The sequence below is a fragment of the Rhodococcus sp. 06-156-4 genome (assembly GCF_002259345.1).
Taxonomy (GTDB): domain Bacteria; phylum Actinomycetota; class Actinomycetes; order Mycobacteriales; family Mycobacteriaceae; genus Rhodococcoides; species Rhodococcoides fascians_E.
In genome coordinates, this window is sequence record NZ_NPGB01000025.1 from 209,677 (window position 1) to 232,693 (window position 23,017).

Below are 23,017 nucleotides of genomic sequence, written 5' to 3' on the forward strand. Positions count from 1 at the left end.
CTGGGTAAGTGGGGTGTGTCAGATACTGGCGGACAGCGCGCCGGGAAGCGGTGGTGGTGCGACACCGTCGCGGCGAGCAATGGTGTGGCGATTCTCGACGAACCCGAGACCGAGGTTGTCGCGCAACGTCGTTCCTTCGTATTCGGAACGCACGATGCCCCGCTCACGCAGAATCGGCACAACTTCGTCGACGAATCGTCGGAACTGGGCAGGGTGGCCGATATGGATGTTGATGCCGTCGAGTGCGCGTCCCTCGAACCACCGCTGGAGTTCGTTCGCGACGGTCTCGGCACTGCCGGTGAACGGTGAGAGTTTTGGAGAACTCAGAGCTTCGACGGTCTGCCGCAGCGTCAGGCCTCGATCGGCGGCCATATCGTGGATCTTCTTGGCGTTGGTGTAGAAGCTACGTTCGGCGAATCGCAAAGCCTCCGAGGGGAATGGGGCATCGAGATCGTACTGGCGGAAGTCATGCCACCCGAACGGACGCCCCAGCTCGTTCAGCGACTTGTCGAAGTCGTTGTCCGCCAGCTGCGTCGCGCGTTCGAGGTCGCGCGCGTCGGCATCGGTGTCACCGACGGTGACCGACACTCCTGGCAGCACGACGATCTCCTCGGGCGAGCGCCCATAAGAGGCAGCACGGCCCTTGATGTCGGCATAGAAAGCTGATCCGGCCTCGAAACTGGGAGCGTGCGTGAAAATTCCATCGGCGATGCGAGCACCGAGGTCACGCCCCTGGTCGGAATCTCCCGCCTGGAAGATCACCGGTTGGCCTTGACGTGAACGCTCGATGTTGAGCGGGCCGACCACGGAGAAATACTCACCTCGGTGATCGAGCGTGTGCAGTTTGCTCGCGTCCAGGAACTGCCTTGCCTGCTTGTCACGTGGAAACGCGTCATCCTCGTAGGAATCCCACAGCGCCTTGACAACCTCGACATGCTCGAATGCACGTCCGTAACGCGTCGCGTAATCGTAATGTTCGTCCAGGCTGTAGTTTCCGGCCGTTCCACCGTCACCGGAGGTGACGACGTTCCAGCCGGCCCGCCCTTTGCTGATCAGATCCAGCGACGCCAAACGCCGCGCCACGTTGAACGGTTGATTGAAGGACGTGGTCAGTGTTCCGACCAGGCCGATGTGTTCGGTCGCGACGGCGAGAGCGGACAGCAGAGTCAACGGCTCGAGCCGATTGAGGTAGTGCGGAGGCGAATCAGGCGTGATGAACTGGCTGTCGACGATGAAGACCAGGTCGAAACGCGACTGCTCGGCGAGCCTGGCGTACTCGATGTACCAATCGATGTCGACGCTCGCGTTACCGGGGATCTCCGGATCGAGCCAGGTGTACGGATGCCCCGGACCACCCGTCGGCGTCAGAACCGCCCCCAGTTTCAAGTGCCGCTCAGTCATGGAAATGCTCCTTTGTTGGCGCGTTGCGCGAAAGTGTATGGAACAAAAGGAAGTGTGTGGAGATATAAAATCGCGATGGTTCGAAACATATTTGTTTGTACTGTCAGTCCGAGAACTCTCGTGCCGACTCCTGGACGGCCACGCTGACCAGGTCCGCCAGTTGCCCGATCGCTGCGGCGTCGTCCGGTAGCTGACTCACTGAGATCCTCAGCAGATCACGGCCCCCCGAGCCGACGAACGATCTCGACCCCGCGCCCACCGAAATGCCCTGGCGAGCCAGGGCAACGAGGGCTGCAGTCTCGTCGGAAACACCGACCCACACCACCAGACTGCGAGCGCCGGCGCGGGCGTCGATATCGCGCTCCACCAAAGCGGCGACCAGAGCGCGACTTCGAGCCGCATACCGCTGGCGGGCATACGCGACCGCCTTCGCTGCGTCTTCGCTGTCGATCAGGTAGGCAAGGGTGTTCTGCAGAATGCGGCTGTTCGACCCGACACCATGGCTCCGCAGCTTCATCGCTGCCTCGATCAACTCCCTGGAACCGCCCAGAATCGAGGTTCGCACGTCGATTCCGTATGCCTTGCAGTAGCTGCGGATTCGCAGGACGCGTTCCGGTAGCACCGCGCCCATGGATGGGAGCACGTCCGCGGAGAGCGGGCCGATCGAGTCGTCCTCGATGATCCAGACGCCGGGGTTCCGTACGAGCACGTCGGCCAGCTGGCCGGTGCGCGACGTCGTGACCACATGGTCGACGGCGAACGGAGCTCCGGGCTGAAACACGAAAGCCACTGCGCCGGCCGCGCATGCGGCCTCGAGACTCTGCGGTAGCGGTCCGTCGGCGTCCGATTCGATTCCGATGGCGTGCAGGCCCAGATCGCGAACGGTGTCCAGCACGCCTGGACCGAGTGGCTCGTCGACGGCGATCGTCGACCCGGGAGGGGCCGCCGCCTCGATGGACAGCAACAGCGCCTCGGTACCACCTCCTGCAGTTGCCCACGCTTGAGGATCGAACGGCCAACTGCCTTCCGCCGCGCGCTGCAACCGCTCCGTCATCAGCTCACGACCGAACACGTTGAGCGTCTCTGCGTCGAGACTCGACATCAGTGCGTCCGACAACGACGGCTGTAATGCCAGATCGGGTGCATTCTGCGCCAGATCCACGCCGCGCCAATCCGGAATTCCTCGCTCCGGCACGCTGTCGCGAGGAGGCAGGACAACGGTTCCGCCTCGTCGACGGGTCTGGACGTACCCTTGCTCCTGCAACTGACCCCAGGCGTTGACGATCGCGCCTACGGTGAGCGCTCCGGCTTTCGCCAGTGAGCGAACCGTCGGCAAACGGTCACCCGCGGCGATGTCTCCGGATCTGATCAGGTCGGCTACCGCAGAGGCGAGGTCGCCGGTCCGCCCGGACACTTTCGCGTCGAGCCATTCCGGTGAGATCGAGTGGGAATCGGAAACCGCGGGCGACTCCGCGACGCCTGTTGCCACCGTCACACGCTGAGTGCGCCGACGGACGAACGCAAGACGATGTCCGCAGCACCCGGCAACCGGAGCCGCTCGAGAAACTGCACGATCTCTGCAGCGACGGACCGATGCGACACGTCGTTCAAAATGTCGTGCCGGCCACCGTCGACAAGCACCACCCGGGCGTCGACGAGTGATGCGGCCAGCTGCTGCACCGTGTCGACCGGACTGAGCGCGTCGGCGGTGCCATGCACGACGAGGACGGGAACCGAGTTCTCGGCCAGCAGTTCCGGCGTTGCGACCTCGGCCGCGCGGCTGAGTGCGTCTCGCTCCACTGCACCTGCCGAACCGAGCACACCGCGATGAACCGGGCACGCAGATCTGATGTCGAGTTCGTTCTCCCAACCCGCTTCGACGTCGGGTGCGACCTCGGTGAGCAGACCCGCGGCAACGACACCGGTGACCGCAGGTCGTCGCGGGGCTGCCTTCAGCGCGGTCAGCGCACCGGAATCCGATCCGATCACGACAACTGGGAGTTCCGCTGCAGGGTCGGGAAGTTTCGCTGCCGTGTCGGGAAGTTTTGCTGCCGCGTCGTCGAGTGCACGGTCGAGAGCGCCGTCCCCGATCGCGACGGCAACCCGGTACCCGTCGAATGCGATCCGTCGCGCCAGGCGTCGGTACACCTCGGCCCCTTCACCCCGGCCGCCGACGACGATCACCGAGCCCCGCACTGTCGCTTCGGGTTCCAGCCAGTCGATGCTCACAAGATTCCTTTACTTCAGAGGTGTTTCCGCAGGTGGTCTGCTCACACTGGCCGATTGCAGCAACTCGAACAAGACTTACGCTCGAGCAGAACAAAACCCTCGCGTGACGGTCGGTGATGGTGTTTTGTTCGGAACATATCTGCTTTGTAGTCACACAAACGTGCTGACAGCGATCGAACGAAAGGTCAGCATCTCGATGTCGCAACCTCCAGGCTTCGCGACCGCACAGGTCCGTGCGGGGTACGAGCCGGGCGTCGCCCAGAACACGGCAATCACGCCGATCTATCAATCGGTTGCTTACGACTTCGGCAGTTTCGACGAGGCCCGTGAGATATTCGCGCTCCGCCGCAAAGGCAATCTCTACAGCCGCACCGGTAATCCGACGCAGGCAGTGTTCGAGCAGCGAATGGCTGCGCTGGACGACGGAGTGGCGGCCTTGGCCACCGCATCCGGTCAGTCCGCCGTTGCCGTGGCGTTACTGAGCCTGGCGAGAAGCGGGCAGCACATAGTGGCGGCGCGGCAGTTGTACGGCGGCACAGTCGACCTGCTGGTCGACTTGTTTCCAGACTTCGGCATAGACGTCACTTTGGTGGATCAGGACGATTTCGGTGCCTGGAAAGCAGCTGTGCGCCCGGAGACTCGGGCCTTCTTCGCCGAAACCATCGGTAACCCGGTTGCGTCGGTCCTCGACGTGCGGGCAGTCGCCGACATCGCGCATTCGTCGGGCGTGCCGCTGATCGTGGACAACACGATCGCCACGCCGTATCTCCTGCGGCCGAAAGATTTCGGTGCCGACATCGCGGTGTACTCCGCGACGAAGTTCATCGGCGGTCACGGGACATCGCTCGGCGGCGTCATCGTCGACCTGGGGACGTTCGACTACGGCGCCGACCCCGCGCGGTGGCCGCAGTTCACCGAACCGTATCCGCGCGTGGCCGACGTGGTCCTGTGGGATCGCTTCGGGCGCGAGGGGAGTGCGTACCTGGTCTACGCCAAGACCAAGATCGTGCACGACCTCGGACCTGCTTTGTCACCGTTCAACTCGTTCCAACTCCTTCAGGGTCTCGAAACTCTGGACCTCAGGTTGGATCGACAGGTGTCGTCGACGACAGCCATCGCACGATTCCTCGACGCGCACCCGGCGGTCTCACACGTCAACTATCCGAGCCTCGAAAACAATCGATGGCACGAGGCGGCCGTCCGCTATCTCCCGCGGGGCGCGGGTTCGGTGTTCTCGTTCGATCTCGCCGTGGATCCTCCGCTGGTGGGCAAGTTCATCGATTCGCTCCGGGTGTTCTCCATCGTCGCGAACATCGGGGACGCCCGCTCACTCGTGATACATCCAGCCACGACCACCCACAGTCATCTGGACGACGCACAGCTCGAACTTGCCGGCTTCGGTCATCTGACGGTCAGGTTGTCGATCGGGCTCGAAAGCACGGATGACCTGATCGCGGATCTTGAACTTTCACTCGACGCTCTCACGGAGGACTGACATGGATTTCGGTTACTGGACCCCCATCTACGGCGGCTTCCTGCGCAACCTCGGCAACGAAGACATGCCGGCGACCTGGGACTACGTGAAGACACTGTCGCAGTTGGCCGACCGTCTCGGCTACCACACAACACTGGTCCCCGAGCTGTATCTGAACGACCGCAAGGGAATCGAAGCGCCGAGCCTGGAAGCCTGGTCACTGTCGACGGCTATTCTGGCTGTCACACAGCAGCTTCGGGTAATGACTGCAGTTCGGCCAGGATTTCACTTGCCTGCGGTCACCGCGAAGGAATCCGCGACCATATCCGACATCGGTGGTCTCACACCGGACGGCGCAGCGCGGTTCTCGCTCAACGTAGTTGCTGCCTGGTGGGAAGAAGAGGCTCGCCAGTACGGCGGCGCATTCACACGCCACGACGAACGATACCGCCAAGCAACAGAATTCGTCGACGTGCTGCGGGGCCTTTGGGAACGGACACCGTTCTCCTACAGCGGAGACCACTTCTCCGTCCAGAATTCGATACTCTCGCCGAAACCTGAACGTACTCCACCGATCTTCGCGGGCGGCGAGAGCGAAAGTGGTCGCGAATCGATCGCCACGTTCGCCGATTCATATGTCTTGCACGGTGGCACCGTCGATGAAGTGCGTACCAAGATCGCGGACATGAATGCTCGCTCGCGGCGAATTCACGACCGCGACATGGCCGAGTTCGGCATGTCGACCTACATCATCGTCCGAGACACCGAGAAGGAAGCGCGGGCCGAACTGGACCGCATCACCACTGTCGACCCGAACTCACCGGGGTACGCCTCGTTCGAGGAATTCGTTGCCAATTCCGAACTCGACGTCGAGGTGTCGAAGCGCGAGTACTCGGTTGGAACCCGAGGGCTACGACCGGATCTTGTGGGGACACCCGAGCAGGTGGCCGAGAAGATCGCGGCGTACCAAGACGCGGGACTCACTCTCCTTTTGATCCAGTGCTCACCCGCGCACGACGAACTCGCCCGCATTGCCGAGCAGGTCTTTCCTCTCGTACCGAGCAATTCGGCATTTACACTGACTGTATGACGGTCTCGAACCGACAACGGGGCGCGAGCGCACTGCGCACGCGCCCCGTGGTTTCGGGAGCTACTCGACCGGCGTCTTCTCGAACGCGCTGAACGGCGTGGGACTGTCCACGTGCAATTCACCATCGGCGATGTGACCGGCGAAAGCCCAGAGGTTGGCCTGGCGCGGAGCGGTGAGTACCGGTCCGTCCTGGATGGTGAAGTCGATCGGGTGCAGTACGTCGGTCTGGAAGTCCGTCAGGTTCAGGGCATGCTCACGGAAGGTGTCGCGGTCGACGGTTTCGAGCTTTCGTGCCTCCTGCGCGAACGTCCATACTGCGAGCCAGTCGGTGCTGACGCTGCCGTCGTGCGGGGTCTTGACCTTGCCCTCGGGGTCGTACTTTGCCAGCTGGTCCTCGTACTCCTTCCAGGTGGCGAACAGCTCCGCGTCCTCACCCTTCTCGAGCGCAACGGAGTTCTCGATGCCGGAATCCGAGATCACCTTGATGGTCGCGTCCTCCATCACGTTGTTGCTCAGCACCAACGGAATCCGCAGGTTCTGCTCCACCGCCGCCTGCAACAGTGCAGTCAGCTTCTCCGGCGTGTAGATCATGCCGCCCCACACATCCGGGTTCGCCGCCTTGATCTTGGCGATCACCGGCGCGTAGTCGGTTGTATCCGGCGCAATCTCGATGATCTCGACGTCGTCGACGCCTGCGTTCTTGTAACCGAGCTTCGCGTTCTCGATGTACGGCGTGTTACCCGCGTAGGCGACGTACACCGCCTTTTTCGGCTTGAAGCGGGTGCCGCCGAGGTAGGTGCCCTGCGCGGCACCGGCGCAGTTGAGTGCTGCGATCATCGAGAGCTCGTTGTCGACGTCGGCTGCCGCGCAGCCCATCGGGAACCAGTTGACGACGCCTGCCTGCTTCCCGATCTCGGCCAGGCCGTCACCGCTGTTGCCACCGATGAACGCGACGACGTTGTCCTCGTTGACGAGCTTGCGCGCACCCGCGATGACGTTCGCGGGCTGCCCCTTGGTGTCGTAGACGATGACGTTGAGGTTCTTGCCGTTGATACCACCCTGATCGTTGATCGCCTTCTCGGCGATCTCGGCGACAAGTGCGGGATCCTGGAACGCCGTCGCCGACGACGACAGCGGTGCGATGAACCCGACGTTGATGGTGTCGTCGCTGGATTCATCGTTGCCGGAGCATCCGGCGGCGAGGAGAGAGAGCGCGGATACGGCGATGATGCCCGCGCGGAACTTGACTGTGAACATGGTTGTCCTTCTGGCTATGGATGGAGATAGGTCTGTTCGACGTGGTCGGTTGCGCTGACGAGTTCGTCTCGGTCGAGTTCGAGAACTGTTCGGCCGTCAGCCAATACGAGGGTTCGATCGGCGATCGCGACGGCAGTCTCGACGTGTTGTTCGACGACCACCACGCTGATGTTGCGCCGCTTCGCCTGCTCGCCGACCACTCGGGCGATGAGAGTGCGCACGGCAGGACTCAGTCCGAAGGTGAGTTCGTCCAGAAGTACGACGCGCACGTCGCGCAACAACGCCCGACCGACGGCCGCCAGCTGCTGCTGACCACCACTCAGGCTGCCTGCCAACACGTTCCGACGGGGCTCCAACTGCGGGAACAGGTCGAAGAACTCACCCTCGTCGATGTGAGCGAGCGCGAGATTGTCGGCGAGGGTGAGGCTGCCGAACAGCGACCGTCCCTTGACGACAAGGCTGATGTGTTCCTTGCATCGCCGGTAAGGAGTACCCGTCGGCGCGTCCCCGTCCACCGCGACCGTGCCCGACTGCGGTGCGACGAAGCCGGAAATCCCGAGCAATGCACTCGACTTGCCCGCACCGTTCTTCCCGATGACGCAGACCACTTCACCTGGTTCGACGCTCAGGTCGAAGTCCCACAATCCGGATCCGTTGCCGTAGTCGACCGTCAACCCGTCGACGCGCAGGCCTGCAGTGGAAATTGCTGTGGTCATGCTGAAACCCCCTCCGGCAGCGCCGACTCGTCCTCACCGAAGTAGATGGAGCGCACCGTCGGATGTTCGAGAATCTCGGCGGTGACACCGTGGGCGATGACGGCACCTGCTTCGAGAACGTAGATGTCGTCGCAGACCTCGGTGACGACATCTAGATTGTGTTCGACCAGCAGAATCGACGTATCGGTGGTGTCGCGGATGTCCTTGATGGTGTCGACGACGCGCCGTCGGGCATCGAGACTCAACGCCGCGGCGGGCTCGTCGAGCAGCAGAACCGAGGGGTCCTGCACTGCGGCGCGGGCGAGATTCACCCGCGCATGCCAACCCAGCGACAACTCCTCGACCCTCTTGTATCTGATGGCGTCGAGGCCGTGCGCAATCAGTAGTGCATCAACTCGTGCGAGAGCGGCACGGGCCGGGCGCCCGAACCGAACCAGGCTCTCGGCGACGGATTTGCGCCCACGTACCTCGGCCGCGGAAAGCAAGTTCTCCTCGACGGTCAGATCCTCGAACAGCAGATAGTCCTGAAACGTCCGGCTGATACCGTGACGCGCCCGCGCCGGCGCGCTGGCGTGCGTCAGATCGCGATCCCCCACCTCGATGGTTCCCGACGTGATCCGCTGGTAGCCGGTTATGGCGTCGATCGCGGTGCTCTTGCCTGCTCCGTTGGCACCGAGGAGTCCGACGATGCGGCCCGGCGAGACCGTCATCGACACGGAGTCGAGGATGCGATGGCCGTCGATCTCGACCGAGAGGTCACGAACGCTCAGCTGTGGCATGTGCCTTCTCCTTCGCTACGGGTGTCGAGGCAGACGGACGCAGTCTCCGGAACACTGCGCCTCGAAGCCGCAGGAACTGACCGACAACACCGTCGGGTTCCGTGGTCAGGACCAGAATCATGTTGGCCGCGAAGAACAGCGACAGCCAGTCGTTGATGTCGGGGGTGAAGGACAGGATCGACGCCAACAGTCCCCCTGGTGCGAACAATCCGGCGAGCACAGCGCCCGCCAGGTGACCGGTTCCAGCCAGGATGGTGAACGCGATCAACGCCAAGGAGTCACTGTAGGTGAAGCCTTCCAGCGTGATCTGGCCCTTCGAGATGAACCCGCGCTGTATCGCGAGAAGGATTCCCGCCAGTCCCCACAACGTGCCGGACAACAGGATCGACGTGAATTTCGCTCGCACAGCGTTGATTCCGAGCGCCGCAGGCAGCCGCTCGTCCTGCCGAACGGAAAGCAGGTAGCGGCCGACGGACGAGCGTCGGATATTGGCGACCGCGATCAGCCCCACGATCAGGACGGTCCACGCCAGCACCGCAAAGTTCTGCGGTTCGAGAATGTTGCTGACCGAGATACCGAACAGGGAAGTGTCACCGATCGCCCACCCGGTGTTCCCGTTGAAGAAGTAGTCGACGGAGAACACCATCGTCTGCACGATCGATGCGATCGCGAGGGATCCGATGGTGACCTCGTAGATCCGCGCACGCACGAACACGATCGACGACGCCGCCGCGAACGCCAGCGACACTGCCAACGCCGCTGCCGCCGACACCGGTAGCGACGCACCTTGCGAACTGACTGCCCCGAACACCAGCATCGAAATACCCGCGAACGTAAGCGGAAGTGCATTGACCTGACCGGTGAATCCCGTCGAGACGACGATGCCCAACGCAACGAGGCCGAAAATGGCCGTCAGGCTCAACGCGTCGACGGTCGAGCCACTGCCGAACGAAATCAGTGCCACGACCACAGCGACGCCGACGGCGACGTGGACCGGCCTGATGCGACCGGATCCCACATGGAACACCGCCTTGACCTCGCGAGTACCCCGGCTCATGTCGGTACGCGCGAAGGCGATGAGGACGGCGAGGGCGATGATGTGCGGGACAGCGCGTGCGAGTTGGGCGTCGATCAGCCCGGTGACGAGTCCTTCCAGTACACCGGCGCCGATGGCGACACCGAACGCGACCCAGAAGCGTCGGAACTTCGCGGCCAGTGCAGCGCCGAGCGCGGGAACCAGCAGCGTGGCCGCCGACGTCGGCGACAACTGAGTGATCGGGAGGACGAGGACGCTACCGGCGGCCGACAGCACGCCGGCGAGTCCCCACGCCGCCGAACCCCACTTGCGAGGATCGATACCGATCGACTGTGCACCGAGGTCGGTGTCCTGGATGGCCATGGTGATCAACCCGAAGCGAGTGCGCGTGAACAAGGCATGCAGCGCGATCGTCGCAATCAGTGCTGTGGCACCGAGAAGCAGGCTGATGTTCTGGACGCGCACTCCCCCGATCTCGAATCCGCCACTGACCAGGAATGGGTTGATGGTGATCTGGTGATTGGTCCATGCGATGCGCACAATCGCTTCGAGAACAAGCAGCAGACCGAGCGTGATCAAGATTTTCGTGACGACGGGTGCGTGGGCGAGACGCTTGCCGACAACCGCGAAGAACACGATGCCGATCGCGCCGCTGACCACGACGCCGAGCACGATGGCCAGGGGTAGAGGTACTCCCGCCTCGTACAGTTTCCAGAACGAGTATGCGCCGAACGTGCCGAGCGCGCCCTGCGCGAAATTGATGACGCCGGTTCCGCGGTAGGCCGCAATGAGACCCAGCGCGACGAGCGCGTAGGCGCCGCCGGTCGACAGACCGAGCGAAGCGTAGGTGAGGAAGTCCACGGCTCAGCGCTTCCTGTCTCGGAGGTCGATACCGCTGAGCCACTCACGGAACGGCGAGGTGCCGTTGAGTTCGAAGTCGCCGATGCTGGCCAATCGGTACGGCGTCGGGTTGTGGTTCGACAGCGTGCGGGCATTGCGCCAGTGCCGGTCCCAGCCCTTCTCGACACTCAGCGCGGACGCGCCGCCGACGTCGAACAATCGTGTCACTGCCTTCAACACCGTCTCGATGACGGTGACCTGCGCCCGGTAGATCTCGATTTCCGTCGCGTCCTCCAGAGCACTGCTGCTCGCGCCCGAGCGGATGGCACGGCTGTGCGCGTCGAGCGTCCGGGCCGAGTGCCGAACCAGCGTCTCCGCGAGGTGGTTGGCTGCACTGACTTCGCCGATCACCGTCTGGATCAACGAGTCCTCGCGCGGCAGCACTCCCGCGCCCTGACTGAAGAAGCGGGTGCGCGAACGGACATAGTCGACGGCGTCCGCATGCGCGGCGCGGCTGATGCCTGCCAGTGCGATCAGATGCCAGAACTGTGCGACCGACGTTCCGTAGCTACCGAGCGCGACGTCGTGTGGGAGTTGAGGAGTATCGGTGATATCGACTTCCTCGAATACCGTTGTGCCACTGGCGGTGAGCTTCTGGCCGAATCCGTGCCAGTCGTCGACGAGAGTGACGCCCTCGGCTCCGGCAGGAACAACGGCCTGCTCGACGGTGTGCTTACCCTCCCCTGTCGTGAGAATCCAATCGGCGTAGAGGGATCCGGTGCTGTAGAACTTCTTGCCCGTGACCGTGCGCCGACCGGACGCGTCGGTCGAGATACGCGTCGAGAAGTGAGTCTGGTTCTGCGCGTTCTGCTCTGTATAGGCCCCGCCGAAGATGCCGCCGTCGGCGATGCGTCGCAACCACGCCGTCCGGTCGTCGGACTCGGCCGCATGGATCAGTCCTTCGGTGAAGATGAAGTGCGTACGCAGGAGTTGGACCACGTTGGAATCCGCGGCGGCCAGGTCGAGAACAAGTTCGGTGAGCTCGGGAAAGGACAGGCCGTAGCCACCGAACTCGGAGGGAACGCGCAGGGCGCCGAAGCCAGACACAGCGAGCTCACGAACGAGGTCGTAGGGCAGTTCCCGGTTGCGGTCACGGTCGACAGCGGTCGCGGCGATGGACGCGACAACAGCGGAGATCTTCTCGCGAAGCGATGTGTCGTCGAGAGTAGCGGTCATGGATGTGGCTCCGATTCGAAGATGATGCTCTACAAAGAGGCAGGCAGGTCGGCGCCGATGCGCAGTGTCCGTGCGCGGTGGTCGTCGCCGAGATGGTCGCCGCGCCCGAACAGCTTCTCGCGCAGGGTGCCCGGCGCGTATTCGCGCTGCGCGAGACCCCGGTCCTGCAGTACGGGCACGACGTGGTCGACCCACTCGTCCCACCAGCCGAGAGTCGTGATGGGGACGACGTTGAAGCCGTCGACGCCTGCGTTCGCCCATTCCTGCACGTGGTCGGCGATCTGCTCGGGCGTGCCTGCGAAGCGGCCCGGCAGAAGGGACTGGTCGACGAGGTATTCGCGCCACGTGACACGGGCATCCGGATTTTCTTGTGCATCGGCGGCTGCACGAAAGAGTGACTGCACATGATTACCGAGCTGCGCACGACCGGCGAGCTCGGACAGAGGGGTATCGGGGTCGATCGAAGAGAGGTCGATGCCGGAGTTTCCACTCCAGAATGCCTGCAGCGCATCGAAATCGATGTTCGAGCGGAAATAGTCCTTCTTGCGCTGCGCTTCCTCCTCGGTGGATCCGATGACAGTGGAAAGCAGAACGATCTTCTTGAGCGACGACGGCGCCCGGCCGATGGATCGGAGCTCGTCGTCGAGGACTGCGATGTCCCGCACAGCCGACGCGGGATTGTTCGACGGCAGGAAGGTCACTTCGGCGTTGGTTGCGGCGAAAGCGCGCCCAGCAGTCGAATTCCCGGCCTGGAACAGCACCGGGGTGCGCTGCGGGGACGGCTCGACGATGTGCGGTCCCTGCACCTTGTATCGCTTGCCGACGTGGTCGATGGTGTGAATCTTGTCGGGGTCGAAGAACTCCCCTGTCTCGTGATTGTGAACAACGGCGCCGTCCTCCCAGGAGTGCTCCCACAGCTTGTAGGTGACGTCGACGTACTCCTGCGCCCACTCGTAGCGATCGTCGTGGCCGACGATCTCGTCGTACCCGTAATTGCGGAAGCCGTTGCTGAGGTAGGACGTCACGATGTTCCACGCGACACGGCCGTCGGTGAAGTGGTCGAGCGAGGACAACTGACGCGCGAACGAGAACGGGTGCGACTGAATGATGTTGCTGGTCACTGCGATACCGAGATGCTCGGTGACGTGTCCGAGGGCGGAGACGATGGTGACGGGATCGTTCTCGGGGAACTGCGACCCGGCTCTGATCGTCGTCGATCCGTCTCCGAAGTCGAGGTCGTAGACGCCGACGACATCGGCGATGAAGAGCGTGTCGATCTTTCCACGCTCGAGCGTCTTCACCACATCGATGTAGGGCTGCAGATCCTTGTAGCCGTACTGAACACGACCTTCGGGCGTACGCCAGTAGCCGTGACTGTGATGGTTGGGGGTCAGGTGCAGGAACGCGTTGTAGACGAGCGGTCTGGTCATCACACAGATCTTTCTTGTGGGCCGTTCAGTAGTGCGGCCCTAAATTCGAGAAGGACACGCGTCGATGTGGGGAACATTGGCACCACCGAAAATTAAAGTCAAACTTTCGAAGTCGTCGATAAACAGCGTCTCGATTCGACCGGCACTTAAATTCATCGTGGTTTTAAACCGGGCCAGATCATCGCCCACACAGGCTCCCACGACGCCGTTCCAGGTGTGACGCACTTCACCGACAGTTCGACTACGCTGACGCCGGTACTTTCTGGACCTGGGTTGACACCGATATTTCAACGATGGCAAAGTCCGCCACGCGCCATTCGACGCCACACCCTTCGGCTGTTCCGGTCTCCACGACACCACCGCGCACTCATCGACCCCGTCAGGACATCGCATGACCATCGACACAGCATTGCCCATCGGCCGAGTTACTCGCCTGAAGAATTCCCAGGAGGCCATCTCCGCTGCCGAGGAACTCGCCGCATTCTTCCGAGAATCGGCAGACCGGCTCGACCGGTCGAGGGAACTCCCGATCGAGGAACTGACAGCACTGGCCGAGAGCGGACTACTCGGCATTCGGGTTCCCCGCGAATTCGGCGGCGCCGGCGTTTCCTACGAGACGGTAGTCCGCGTGTTCGTCATCCTGTCGAAAGCGAGCGGTTCGCTGGGCCAGTTGCCGCAGAACCACTTTCACCTGATCGACTCGATCTTCATCGACGGCACCGTCGACCAGAAGCAGTTCTTCGCCGAGGAGATCCTGGCGGGTCGACGCTTCGGCAATGCCCTGAGCGAGCGCGGATCGAAGCCGGTCCTGTCCCCGCCGGACACGACACTCACCGAGACCGGCAGCGGCTCAGTGGTTCTCGACGGCGACAAGTACTACTCGACGGGAGCGCTCACCGCGCACTGGATTCCGGTGCTCGCATCGACCCTGGACGGACAGTTCTCCCTGACCTTCGTCCCGCGGCACGCCGACGGCCTGACCATCGTCAACGACTGGGATGCCATGGGGCAACGAAGCACCCACAGTGGAACCGTTCACCTGCGCGGCGTCGAGGTTCCTGAACTCTACTCGCTCAAACCATTCGACGGATTCCACCGCCCGGATACGTTCCCACCGTATGCATCCATCATCCATGCTGCCGTCGACGTCGGAATCGGATTCGGCGTCCTGGAACGCGGAATCGAACTGATCCGCACGATCGCGCGACCCTGGCGGACAGCCAACGTCGACCGCGCTATCGACGACCCACTCACGGCGTACCGACTCGGTAAACTCGCCACCGGCGTGCAGGCTGCCGAACAGTTGCTCTACGAAGCCGCGCGTCGATTGGACCACGCCGACGAACTCCGCACCGCGGACCAATACGAACTTGCGGCAGTGTCAGTCGCGCAGGCGAGCGCGTTCGCGAGCGAGAACTCGGAGCGACTGGCCAGCGAGTTGTTCGAATTCATCGGTGCACGTTCCACTTCCGATTCGCTGAACTTCCATCGCTACTGGCGTGATGTTCGGACGCACAGCACCCACGACCCTGCGCGATGGAAGTACCACCGTGCAGGTGCATGGCTGCTGGGCACAGATAGGTGATGCTGTCAGACGATCTCTACGACGCTCGTCACCGGCGTCGGCCGACTGATCGTGCCGGCCACCGGCGATCCGGCTACCGTTCGGTCCCACAACGCGCGCAGGGTCGCGTCGTCGGCGTCACCTGCGATGACAGCGTGGACTTCCATGGATCGGTACCCGGCCGAGCCGTTCTCGTCCAGACCTGCCCACCGCAGAATGTTGTCGAACGTGCCGGTGATCGTGACATCGAGACGGTCGAGCCGAATCCCCTGAACGGTCGCGTGCATGACAGCGCCCGCGATGAGGCAACCGCTCAGCGAGGACAGGAGATATTCGTGGGGCGTCGGGGCTCCGTCCTTACCCGCCAGATCGGCGGGCTCGTCGAATTCGATGGTGTGTCCGCGTGCGGAACTGGTGCTCTGGAACCCGTCGGACCACGACGATTCCACCGTCCACGGACCGCTCATCTCCTCGACTCGGCGCGCGTCGAACAGCAGTTCTCGCAGCGCAGAGGCGTGTTCGGGGTCGATTCCGTTGAGTGGCGTCGAACCAATGTCCATATCGAAACTGTACGGTTAGGCCGTGCTGGTGCAAAACACCTGTAGGCCCCTGGGGCCGGTGCCACAGTGAGCCGGAGAATTCGGATAGGCGTCGGGCCCGTCGACGGCCGAAGCCCCCGATACGGCATCGACCAACTCGACACCGTGCTCGACGGGATGTGGTGGGGAGACAACGTCCTGTGGGTCGTCGACGACGGTCTTTCGAGTGTCGACGTGGTGCTCGCGGGTGTGATCGCGCTCGCCGACGGCCGCGACGTCTCGGATCGCGGCTTCTCCCGTGGCGCCTTCGACCTGCGGGACCACGCCTCCATCGGAGCGGTCGCCGACACCGCGTGCACGGTCGTCCGCGAGGGAAAGACGGCGCTGTGGATATGTCCACGGTCCTCGGTGCCTCCTGCGCTCCGCGAACTGGCACAGGTGATCGTCGACCAGAACTCGACCCACCTTCGAGTCGAGCGCGCAGACGGACGCCGAAGCCAAGTTGTCGGAACGGAAATGCCGTACGCAGTCGACGACGGCATCGCCACGGTCGGCCCGCCGTCCACGGTGTCGCGGCTCGGCGCGGGGCTTCGATCGATCCGCAAACAACGCGGATGGAGTCAAGCCGACGTCGGCGCAATGATCGGGGTATCGGGCAGCGCGATCTCGCAGACCGAGCGTGGCACCCAGTCACTGTCACTCGACACCGCCGTCGAATTGGCCGAACGCCTTGGTGTTTCGATAGATCATCTCGTACACGGGGCGGATCGATCGTACGAGCTCAGCAGGCCCGCCTCGTTCGGGCGTGGTCAATCGCGCCTGGCACCGAGCAGTCCACAACATTTTCGCATCGTCGCCTTTGCAACCATGTCCCTGAGTTCGTCCTCGACCGGTTCCGTGTCGATATGCATTGGTTCCGGCGTCGTCAAGCTGGAGCTGGCCGACGATTCAATCGTTCTGGGTCCCGGGGACGTGGTCAGGACAACAGGTTCGGAACTACGTGCGTGTCGTAATCTCTCTGCGCACCCAGCGTTGATCTTTCAGGTCAACGAGCACTCATGAGCTGGTCGAAGCCCGAATAGCTGTCGCCACCTTGACCGGCGCCTTCGGCTGGGGACAGTGCCCGCTGCCGTCGAGTTCGACCACATGCACGAGGCAACCGTGTCCACGCGATGTCGAGGACGTGTTTGCCGGACACGGGGTCGGCCGGGCCCCAGATGAGATAACGTGGCCGGCTTGACAAACCAACACCTATCGCTGATAGTTTTCCTATCGACGATAGGAGGTGCTGGTGCCGGACGGAAAGAACGACCCCCGCCGCGCCAGGCGAGAAGCCAAAATCTCTGCAATCCTCACCGAGGCGTGGCAACTTGCCGAGCGCGACGGGTTGGCGGTGATCTCGTTGCGAGAGTTGGCCGCCCGCGTCGACCTGCGGCAGCCGTCTTTGTACGTGTATTTCGCTTCCAAGCTCGACCTGTACGACGCCATGTTCGCCGACGGGTACCGCCAGCTCATCGACTACCTGAACAGTCAGCCGATGCCGACCGAGCCACGAGCAGCGCTCGAGCAATTCGTGGTCGAAAACGTACGGTTCTCGAGCAAGAACCCGATCGTGCACCAAATGCTCTTTCAACGCACTATCCCTGGCTTCGCACCCTCACCTGCATCCTGGGAGGTTGCCCTCGAATTCTACGGCCGAGCCAGCGAGGTCCTCGCCTGTGTCGGTGCTGACGATCAGGCCGACATCGACATCTTCAGCTCGCTGATCGCCGGCCTGTGTGATCAGCAGATAGCCAACGATCCAGGTGGTGACCGATGGGTGCAGCACGTGCCGCGCGTGGTCGCAATGTTTCTCACCGGTGCAGTTCATCCGGCTCCATGATCGAGCTTTTCCTCTGCCTATGACATGCCCAGAGAGGCCTACCATGACTCTTCCCACGTTCATCGACGTCGCCGCGATCCCACGGATCGAACATCGCGAAGCCATGCAGATCACTTCGGTCGAAAGCGACAAGTTCGCCGCTGCTCTACGCGCACTGCGCACAGACGATTGGAGCAAGCCCACCGTATGTCAGATGTGGGACGTGCACGCCGTCGCGGCTCACATCGTCGGATCGGCTGCCGGCCAGGCATCTCCGCGCGAATTCGTCCGACAGGTCCGCACTGGCAAGCCCCTTGTCGCCGAGATCGGCGGGGAGTTCTGGTGGGACGGCATGAACGAGCTGCAGGTACGTGAGCGGGCCACCAGCTCGCCCGAGGAACTGATCGCGGAATGGGACACACTCGCCCCGGCTGCGCTGAAGTCACGTTCGAAGCTACCCCGCCCGATCGCCAAACTGCCCTTGCTGAATCTTCCTGAGCCAGTAGGACGTCAGCCGATCGCGTACCTGTTCGACGTCGGATTCACCCGCGACGTCTGGATGCACCGGGTGGACATCACACGCGCCGCCGGCACGGAGCTCGACATCGACGCTGCGCACGACGGACGTCTCGTCGCCGATATCGTCGCAGAATGGGCCGGCACACACGGCCAACCGTTCGACCTCACCCTGACCGGTCCGGCCGGCGGTTCGTACCGCGCAGGGTCGGGCGGAGAGGCAGTCGAGATCGACGCCGTCGAATTCTGCTCGCTCTTGTCCGGACGCGGTGAGGCAACGGGGTTGCTCAGCCACCCACTCCCCCTCTGACCTTCGGGCGCGAGAACGTCTCAGGCGACCGGACCCGGCTCGAGCAACACTGCCACCACCCTGCACAGGTGCCGCACCTCGGACACCGTGGGCGCCAGTTCGTAGGCATGGTGGTGACACACGTTGCTGAGCCGGTTCCAGGCCATCGCGGCAGCGTCTGCGCGTTCGGTAGTGCCCAGGGACCGAAGAATGACCAGCTTCGACCGCATGCTCGCATTCGGAACCTCGGCACCCAACGCACGAAGATGCTGGTCCACCAGATCCTCCAACGCCTGCCGCGCGAGGAAAGCCGCCAATCTCGCCGAACTACCTGCCGCACCGACGTTTCCGTCGAGCAGACGCTCCGCGTTTCGCAATGCGATTGCCGTCACGAGCTCAAAATCCCGTCGACCACGCGGCCGAGATCCTTCACCGCGTCGACATCGACCGCCACCGCGTCACCGTGCACGCCCGCGTTGCAGAGTTTGAGTGTCGGCCACCGTTCCGGTCTGTAGGACAGCCACCCGCCCAGATCCTTGTCCGCATCACCGTGTACTGCCAACGCGAGCCGATTGCGGGTCTTCTTCACATCACCCCAGCGCTTCTCGGTGTCCTCGCGGCTCTCCCCCGCCCGGTGCTGGGTTGCATAGAACAATTGCTGCGCAGCGGATTCCAGAGCCAACCGGAACAAACCCGGTGCGACGCGCCGCTTCACATCGCCAGGTACATTCTCGTCGCGCACCAGGGCGTACGCGTCGTCGACGTATCGCTTGGCTTGATTGAGCGTCTCTCTGACATGAATTCTCGACCCCGTCTCGCGCGTCACCTCCACCAATCGCGCATCGACGGCCATCTGCCGGATCGCGGTGGCGAGTCGGTCGTCGTGCGAGAAGACCACCACCTGCCGGGTCTCGGCCAAGCTCGACAGCACGCGAATGAATCCGTCGATCTTGGCAGGATCCATGGCCTGAATCGGATCATCGAGAACGATGAAGCGGAACGGGCTGTTCGGCGTCGTCGCCCGCGGAATGAACAACGCCAGAGCGAGCGCATGCAATTCGCCCTGACTCATCACCGACAACGCCTCCGACGGTGCACCGTCGACCGTTCCCTTCAACACCGCTTTACGACGAGTACTGCTTCCCTCCAGGCTGATTGCGCCGATATCGACGTTGCTTTCCTGCCGTAGTTCGGCCCAGATGTCCCTCGCCTGCTCTGCGATCGGCTCGAGTCGCTGATTACGCAGATCGATCGCGTGGGCGGTCATCCACTTCTTCGCAGCCTCGAGATCGGCCACGGTCGCATCCGTCTTGGCTGCCTCCCGTTCCAGCTGTACCCACGACGCCAGACGAGAAGCGATAGGCGCCCACGTGTCCTCCCGCGCCGCGATGGAGTCGAGTGCTTCCTGACGCAGGTTCTGGCCTGATTCACTGACCGCAAACAGCGTCGAGTTCAGGTGTTCTGCGAGGCCGTAAACAGATTCCGGCACAGCCCGAGCCGTCGCAACGGCCTCGTTGTATGCAGTCAGAGAGGACAACTCGACACCCGCAACAGTGTCGGCCGTGCTCGAGTCGTCGATCAGCATGCGAGCTGCGCGGCGCGCCTCGTCCAGATCGCGTCGGGACTGCTTGAACTGTGCGAGCTTGTCGTCGTCGGCACTTATCCGCGCACGGGCATGCGCGGCCCATGCGTCGTCGAGGGTTCCGGTTTCGCACACAGGGCACCGACCATCGCCGACCAGATCGTGTAGTTCCAGAGCAGTCCCCAGCAGCGTGTTTCGCTTGTCGGCAATCGCAGCGGCATCGTTGGCGAGATCGATGTTGTTCGCAACGGCGGAACGGACTGCGGCAACGACCGTCTCGATCTGTTCGGGCAGCGGTACCGCCAACCCACCGATGGTGCGCAGGCCCGACAAAGCAGGTGACTGCTCGGACGTCGAACCGGTTGCAAGAGATTGCACGGCTCCGACGTCAGGCTGGCGCTTCTTCAGCAGCGCCACGGCCTGCACTGCGCGATCGTCGTCGGATTCGGCCACGATGCGTTTGAGCTGGATCAACGCGTCTTTCGCCTGCTGGCGCGGCACTTTGGCGTTCTTCAACGCTGCAGTCAGCCGCTTCTCGGCGTCGGTGATCTCGTCGAGTCCGAGTAGTTTCGCCAACGCGTCGTACAGGGTCGACGGACTGTCTTCGACGAGACCGCCGATCTCGTCGTACGACAGGATCGGTCGGTGCAGTTCCACGGCAGACTTCCACCCGAGAGAATCGGTGCCGGGCGAGCGTTTTGCATTCCCGACCTGCGTCCATGTCTTATTCTCGCGCAAGGCGGCATCAGGATCCCAGTCGACGCCGACGACGGTCCGTTCCGAACCCTCGATGGTGAGTCCGACGCGCACCTGGCACTGCGACGCGTCGTGCAGGTTGCGCCATGTGTCGGCCCACAGCTTGGCCTTGTTCTCCCATCGGTAGCTCTTGCCCGTGACTGCGAATTCGAGGGCCTCCGCAAAGCTGGACTTGCCGGAGCCGTTTCGGCCACTGACGATGGTGATACCGGGTGCGGGATGAAGCGTCAGCTCGGACTTGGGCCCGATACCGCGGAAGCCGGCCACCTCGATGGACGTCAGGAATGCACCGACAGGATCCTCCTGGGTCATGCCGTGCGCAGCCCGGCGGGCCTGCAGGAGAGTGACACCGTCGAGCTGATCGTCGAGTTCGGCAATGCCTTCGAGCGCGGCAAGGACGAGGTATTTGGCTTCGTCGTCCAAGTCCTGATCTGCGTCGATGGCGTCGAACACGACCTCCATGAGCGGTCTGTCCACGGCCTCGTCGGGCTTGGTCACCGGCACTCCCCTGTCGTGTCTGTCTGGTTCCCCAACCAGACCCCACAGTTCCATACGAGACCGACACTGCGCACCCGGACAAGGGGCGGACGCGTACACCGCAGCAGTTGGAAACACCATTTCCTTCATTGTCTCCGATCTGAAACATTGATACCTTGTCGGTAGCCACGAGCGCACCGAGGAGAGACTCCCGACGATGACACCGCCGACACACCCGTTCGACATGACGAGCCTCCAGGGTGCGATGCGTGCGGTGCTGCCCAGCCTCAGAGCCAGTGATGCGTCGGTGATTCGGCTGGTTCTCGATCAGCCGGAGTTCGTTCAGAACGCGTCGACGGCAGAGGTCGCCGAGCGCGCCGGTGTATCGAACGCAACCGTGGTTCGGGCGGCTCGAGCTGCCGGTTTCACGGGGTTCAGCGACCTGAAGTTCGCGGTGGCTCGGGCATCCGGCGGGGCAGGAATGTTCGTCCCACCTCCCCGCCTGACCGATGTGACGACACCCAAGGAACTCGTCGATTCGATCTTGTCGAGCCATGTCAACGTCATCGGAGCCGTCCGAGGAACCCTGAACGAGGAAGTCGTGCAGCAGGTCGTGGGCAAACTCGATCAGGCCGAACGGATACTGATATCCGGATCGGGCACGTCGTCGGCCGTCGCCGCCGACGCCGCGGTCAGGTTCACCTCGATCGGACTGATGGTCCAGGCGCCGGTCGATCATCTGTCCACGCTCGTCGTCGCCCGTCTTCTCCGCCCGTCGGACATCCTCCTCGCTGTCAGCCACACAGGAATCACTCCGCAAACCGTCGCTGTGGCCGAGGCCGCTCGTCATGTCGGCGCCACGGTCGTGGCCATCACCAGTTTCACTTCGTCGCCGCTCGTCGACATCGTCGATCACGTGCTCGTCGCGGGTGGCTCAGAGCTCGATTTCCAGCTCGCTCAATCCAGCAGTCGCCTGGCACACCTGACCGTCGTCGACATACTGCACGCGGGAGTTGCGTTGGCGGACATGGACCGAACTCGCCGCGCCGAGGCAATAGGCTTCGACACACCGGTCCGAGACCGACGGTGAATCACGCAGCACTCGGGCTGGTCGGTCTCGCAGCAATACTCCACGCCGTGTGGAACATTGCAGCAAAACGATTCACCGGGGACGCCGCCGTCTTCGTGTGGATGTACATGACGGCATCGGCCGTGCTGTGCCTCCCGGTAGCGCTGTTGTTCGGCCAGTGGACCGCATCATGGGCCTTGCTCATCGGCCCACTCGTGACGGCCGTCCTTCACATCGGGTATTCGCTGACCCTCCAAGTCGGTTATGCACGAGCCGATTTGAACGTGGTCTACCCGGTCGCACGCGGCACAGGACCGTTGATCACCGTTGTCGTCGCGGTCACAGTGCTCGGCGAACGCCCTGGAATTCTGCCGCTACTGGGCGGCGTGATCATTCTTCTCGGGATACTCGTCGTGACCGGGTACAAACGTCGCCAGAATGGTTCGGTGTCAACAGGAGTGCTGTTCGGATCCGCAACCGGTGCGATGATCGCCGCCTATACCCTGTGGGATCACTTCTCCGTCGTCACTCTCGACCTGTCGCCGGTCACGTATTTCGCGTTGGCGGTCTCGATGCAATCGCTGCTGCTCACGCCCAAGGTGGTCGGCAAGGGGGCGCAGTTGAAGAGCGCATTCGGGACCTATCGGCGAGAAGTCCTACTCGTCGGAGCGCTCTCCCCCGCTGCGTACATCCTGGTTCTCGTTGCAATGAAGTCCCTGCCGCTGTCCGTGGTCGCCCCAGCCCGTGAGTCGTCGATCGTCATCGGATCCTTGCTGGCGTGGTGGTTGTTCCACGAAAGCAACCCTGTCCGACGACTGGCAGGTTCGGCCGTCGTGCTGACTGGCATCGTGTTGATCGCAGTCAACTGACTCTCGC

The 23,017-nt window shown here is 63.1% G+C and carries 21 protein-coding genes; 8 read left to right on the forward strand and 13 right to left on the reverse strand.

Going from position 1 to position 23,017, the window contains the following annotated elements:
- Nucleotides 1-18: 18 nt before the first annotated feature.
- The 3 genes from CH290_RS16755 to CH290_RS16765 form a co-directional block, all read right to left on the reverse strand.
- A complete protein-coding gene (locus tag CH290_RS16755) occupies nucleotides 19-1,401 on the reverse strand; it encodes an LLM class flavin-dependent oxidoreductase (RefSeq protein WP_033187909.1) in 1,383 nt (460 codons plus the stop codon).
- A 103-nt stretch (nucleotides 1,402-1,504) separates the two neighbouring features.
- A complete protein-coding gene (locus CH290_RS16760; RefSeq protein WP_033188017.1) occupies nucleotides 1,505-2,890 on the reverse strand; it encodes an aminotransferase class I/II-fold pyridoxal phosphate-dependent enzyme in 1,386 nt (461 codons plus the stop codon).
- Nucleotides 2,891-2,892: 2 nt separating this feature from the next.
- Nucleotides 2,893-3,630, reverse strand: a complete 738-nt coding sequence (locus CH290_RS16765; RefSeq protein ID WP_033187910.1) for an alpha/beta hydrolase — start codon at nucleotides 3,628-3,630, stop codon at nucleotides 2,893-2,895.
- Between the two features lie 196 nt (nucleotides 3,631-3,826).
- On the opposite strand from CH290_RS16765, the gene CH290_RS16770 reads away from it, so the two are divergent.
- Nucleotides 3,827-5,125 (forward strand): O-acetylhomoserine aminocarboxypropyltransferase/cysteine synthase family protein, encoded by a 1,299-nt coding sequence (locus tag CH290_RS16770; protein ID WP_033188018.1) that lies wholly within the window; start codon nucleotides 3,827-3,829, stop codon nucleotides 5,123-5,125.
- Between the two features lies 1 nt (nucleotide 5,126).
- Nucleotides 5,127-6,194 carry an LLM class flavin-dependent oxidoreductase gene (locus CH290_RS16775; protein ID WP_033187911.1) on the forward strand — a complete coding sequence of 356 codons (1,068 nt, stop codon included), beginning with the start codon at nucleotides 5,127-5,129 and terminating at the stop codon, nucleotides 6,192-6,194.
- Between the two features lie 60 nt (nucleotides 6,195-6,254).
- On the opposite strand, the gene CH290_RS16780 is transcribed toward CH290_RS16775, so the two are convergent.
- Genes CH290_RS16780 through CH290_RS29980 form a run of 7 tightly spaced genes read right to left on the reverse strand, consistent with a single transcriptional unit; the run spans nucleotide 6,255 to nucleotide 13,713 of the window.
- Nucleotides 6,255-7,451, reverse strand: a complete 1,197-nt coding sequence (locus CH290_RS16780; protein ID WP_033187912.1) for an ABC transporter substrate-binding protein — start codon at nucleotides 7,449-7,451, stop codon at nucleotides 6,255-6,257.
- 14 nt (nucleotides 7,452-7,465) lie between these two features.
- Entirely contained in the window at nucleotides 7,466-8,167 is a 702-nt protein-coding gene (locus CH290_RS16785; RefSeq protein WP_033187913.1) for an ABC transporter ATP-binding protein, read from the reverse strand.
- Nucleotides 8,164-8,946 (reverse strand): ABC transporter ATP-binding protein, encoded by a 783-nt coding sequence (locus CH290_RS16790; RefSeq protein WP_033187914.1) that lies wholly within the window; start codon nucleotides 8,944-8,946, stop codon nucleotides 8,164-8,166. Before CH290_RS16790 ends, CH290_RS16785 begins: the two co-directional genes overlap by 4 nt.
- The gene (locus CH290_RS16795) at nucleotides 8,924-10,843 is read right to left on the reverse strand and encodes an ABC transporter permease (RefSeq protein WP_033187915.1); all 1,920 of its coding nucleotides are present in this window, start codon (nucleotides 10,841-10,843) and stop codon (nucleotides 8,924-8,926) included. The genes CH290_RS16790 and CH290_RS16795 overlap by 23 nt, the downstream gene beginning before the upstream one ends.
- Before the next feature lie 3 nt (nucleotides 10,844-10,846).
- Complete coding sequence (locus CH290_RS16800; RefSeq protein ID WP_033187916.1) at nucleotides 10,847-12,058, reverse strand: acyl-CoA dehydrogenase family protein; 1,212 nt, start codon at nucleotides 12,056-12,058, stop codon at nucleotides 10,847-10,849.
- Nucleotides 12,059-12,087: 29 nt separating this feature from the next.
- On the reverse strand, nucleotides 12,088-13,488 hold the full coding sequence (locus CH290_RS16805) for an NtaA/DmoA family FMN-dependent monooxygenase (protein WP_020112769.1): 1,401 nt from the start codon (nucleotides 13,486-13,488) through the stop codon (nucleotides 12,088-12,090).
- Between the two features lie 39 nt (nucleotides 13,489-13,527).
- The gene (locus CH290_RS29980; protein WP_141216218.1) at nucleotides 13,528-13,713 is read right to left on the reverse strand and encodes a hypothetical protein; all 186 of its coding nucleotides are present in this window, start codon (nucleotides 13,711-13,713) and stop codon (nucleotides 13,528-13,530) included.
- Nucleotides 13,714-13,879: 166 nt separating this feature from the next.
- On the opposite strand from CH290_RS29980, the gene CH290_RS16810 reads away from it, so the two are divergent.
- Nucleotides 13,880-15,073 (forward strand): acyl-CoA dehydrogenase family protein, encoded by a 1,194-nt coding sequence (locus CH290_RS16810; protein WP_033187917.1) that lies wholly within the window; start codon nucleotides 13,880-13,882, stop codon nucleotides 15,071-15,073.
- 5 nt (nucleotides 15,074-15,078) lie between these two features.
- Here the strand turns inward: CH290_RS16810 and CH290_RS16815 are convergent, their stop codons facing one another.
- Nucleotides 15,079-15,612, reverse strand: coding sequence for an OsmC family protein (locus tag CH290_RS16815; protein ID WP_020112767.1), 534 nt, complete (start codon nucleotides 15,610-15,612; stop codon nucleotides 15,079-15,081).
- A 66-nt stretch (nucleotides 15,613-15,678) separates the two neighbouring features.
- On the opposite strand from CH290_RS16815, the gene CH290_RS16820 reads away from it, so the two are divergent.
- The 3 genes from CH290_RS16820 to CH290_RS16830 all read left to right on the forward strand — a co-directional run bounded on the left by CH290_RS16820 (nucleotide 15,679) and on the right by CH290_RS16830 (nucleotide 18,278).
- Nucleotides 15,679-16,653, forward strand: a complete 975-nt coding sequence (locus CH290_RS16820; protein ID WP_141215437.1) for a helix-turn-helix domain-containing protein — start codon at nucleotides 15,679-15,681, stop codon at nucleotides 16,651-16,653.
- A 229-nt stretch (nucleotides 16,654-16,882) separates the two neighbouring features.
- A complete protein-coding gene (locus CH290_RS16825) occupies nucleotides 16,883-17,473 on the forward strand; it encodes a TetR/AcrR family transcriptional regulator (protein ID WP_020112765.1) in 591 nt (196 codons plus the stop codon).
- A 43-nt stretch (nucleotides 17,474-17,516) separates the two neighbouring features.
- Entirely contained in the window at nucleotides 17,517-18,278 is a 762-nt protein-coding gene (locus CH290_RS16830; protein WP_033187919.1) for a maleylpyruvate isomerase family mycothiol-dependent enzyme, read from the forward strand.
- Nucleotides 18,279-18,298: 20 nt separating this feature from the next.
- Here the strand turns inward: CH290_RS16830 and CH290_RS16835 are convergent, their stop codons facing one another.
- Nucleotides 18,299-18,649 carry a hypothetical protein gene (locus CH290_RS16835; RefSeq protein ID WP_019663318.1) on the reverse strand — a complete coding sequence of 117 codons (351 nt, stop codon included), beginning with the start codon at nucleotides 18,647-18,649 and terminating at the stop codon, nucleotides 18,299-18,301.
- On the reverse strand, nucleotides 18,646-21,093 hold the full coding sequence (locus CH290_RS16840; RefSeq protein WP_033188019.1) for an AAA family ATPase: 2,448 nt from the start codon (nucleotides 21,091-21,093) through the stop codon (nucleotides 18,646-18,648). The genes CH290_RS16835 and CH290_RS16840 overlap by 4 nt, the downstream gene beginning before the upstream one ends.
- A 196-nt stretch (nucleotides 21,094-21,289) precedes the next feature.
- Here CH290_RS16840 and CH290_RS16845 point away from each other — a divergent pair, with 196 nt between their 5' ends.
- Nucleotides 21,290-22,162 (forward strand): MurR/RpiR family transcriptional regulator, encoded by an 873-nt coding sequence (locus tag CH290_RS16845; protein ID WP_033187920.1) that lies wholly within the window; start codon nucleotides 21,290-21,292, stop codon nucleotides 22,160-22,162.
- Nucleotides 22,159-23,010, forward strand: a complete 852-nt coding sequence (locus tag CH290_RS16850) for an EamA family transporter (RefSeq protein WP_033187921.1) — start codon at nucleotides 22,159-22,161, stop codon at nucleotides 23,008-23,010. The genes CH290_RS16845 and CH290_RS16850 overlap by 4 nt, the downstream gene beginning before the upstream one ends.
- Nucleotides 23,011-23,017 lie beyond the last annotated feature (7 nt).

What these genes read in the sequence shown, in the direction of transcription:
- CH290_RS16755 (WP_033187909.1), bottom strand. Translation starts at nt 1,401, where the DNA reads ATGACTGAGCGGCACTTGAAACTGGGGGCGGTTCTGACGCCGACGGGT.
- CH290_RS16830 (WP_033187919.1), top strand. Translation starts at nt 17,517, where the DNA reads ATGACTCTTCCCACGTTCATCGACGTCGCCGCGATCCCACGGATCGAA.
- CH290_RS16785 (WP_033187913.1), bottom strand. Translation starts at nt 8,167, where the DNA reads ATGACCACAGCAATTTCCACTGCAGGCCTGCGCGTCGACGGGTTGACG.
- CH290_RS16770 (WP_033188018.1), top strand. Translation starts at nt 3,827, where the DNA reads ATGTCGCAACCTCCAGGCTTCGCGACCGCACAGGTCCGTGCGGGGTAC.
- CH290_RS16780 (WP_033187912.1), bottom strand. Translation starts at nt 7,451, where the DNA reads ATGTTCACAGTCAAGTTCCGCGCGGGCATCATCGCCGTATCCGCGCTC.
- CH290_RS16805 (WP_020112769.1), bottom strand. Translation starts at nt 13,488, where the DNA reads ATGACCAGACCGCTCGTCTACAACGCGTTCCTGCACCTGACCCCCAAC.
- CH290_RS16800 (WP_033187916.1), bottom strand. Translation starts at nt 12,058, where the DNA reads ATGACCGCTACTCTCGACGACACATCGCTTCGCGAGAAGATCTCCGCT.
- CH290_RS16790 (WP_033187914.1), bottom strand. Translation starts at nt 8,946, where the DNA reads ATGCCACAGCTGAGCGTTCGTGACCTCTCGGTCGAGATCGACGGCCAT.
- CH290_RS16845 (WP_033187920.1), top strand. Translation starts at nt 21,290, where the DNA reads ATGACACCGCCGACACACCCGTTCGACATGACGAGCCTCCAGGGTGCG.
- CH290_RS16815 (WP_020112767.1), bottom strand. Translation starts at nt 15,612, where the DNA reads ATGGACATTGGTTCGACGCCACTCAACGGAATCGACCCCGAACACGCC.
- CH290_RS16775 (WP_033187911.1), top strand. Translation starts at nt 5,127, where the DNA reads ATGGATTTCGGTTACTGGACCCCCATCTACGGCGGCTTCCTGCGCAAC.
- CH290_RS16810 (WP_033187917.1), top strand. Translation starts at nt 13,880, where the DNA reads ATGACCATCGACACAGCATTGCCCATCGGCCGAGTTACTCGCCTGAAG.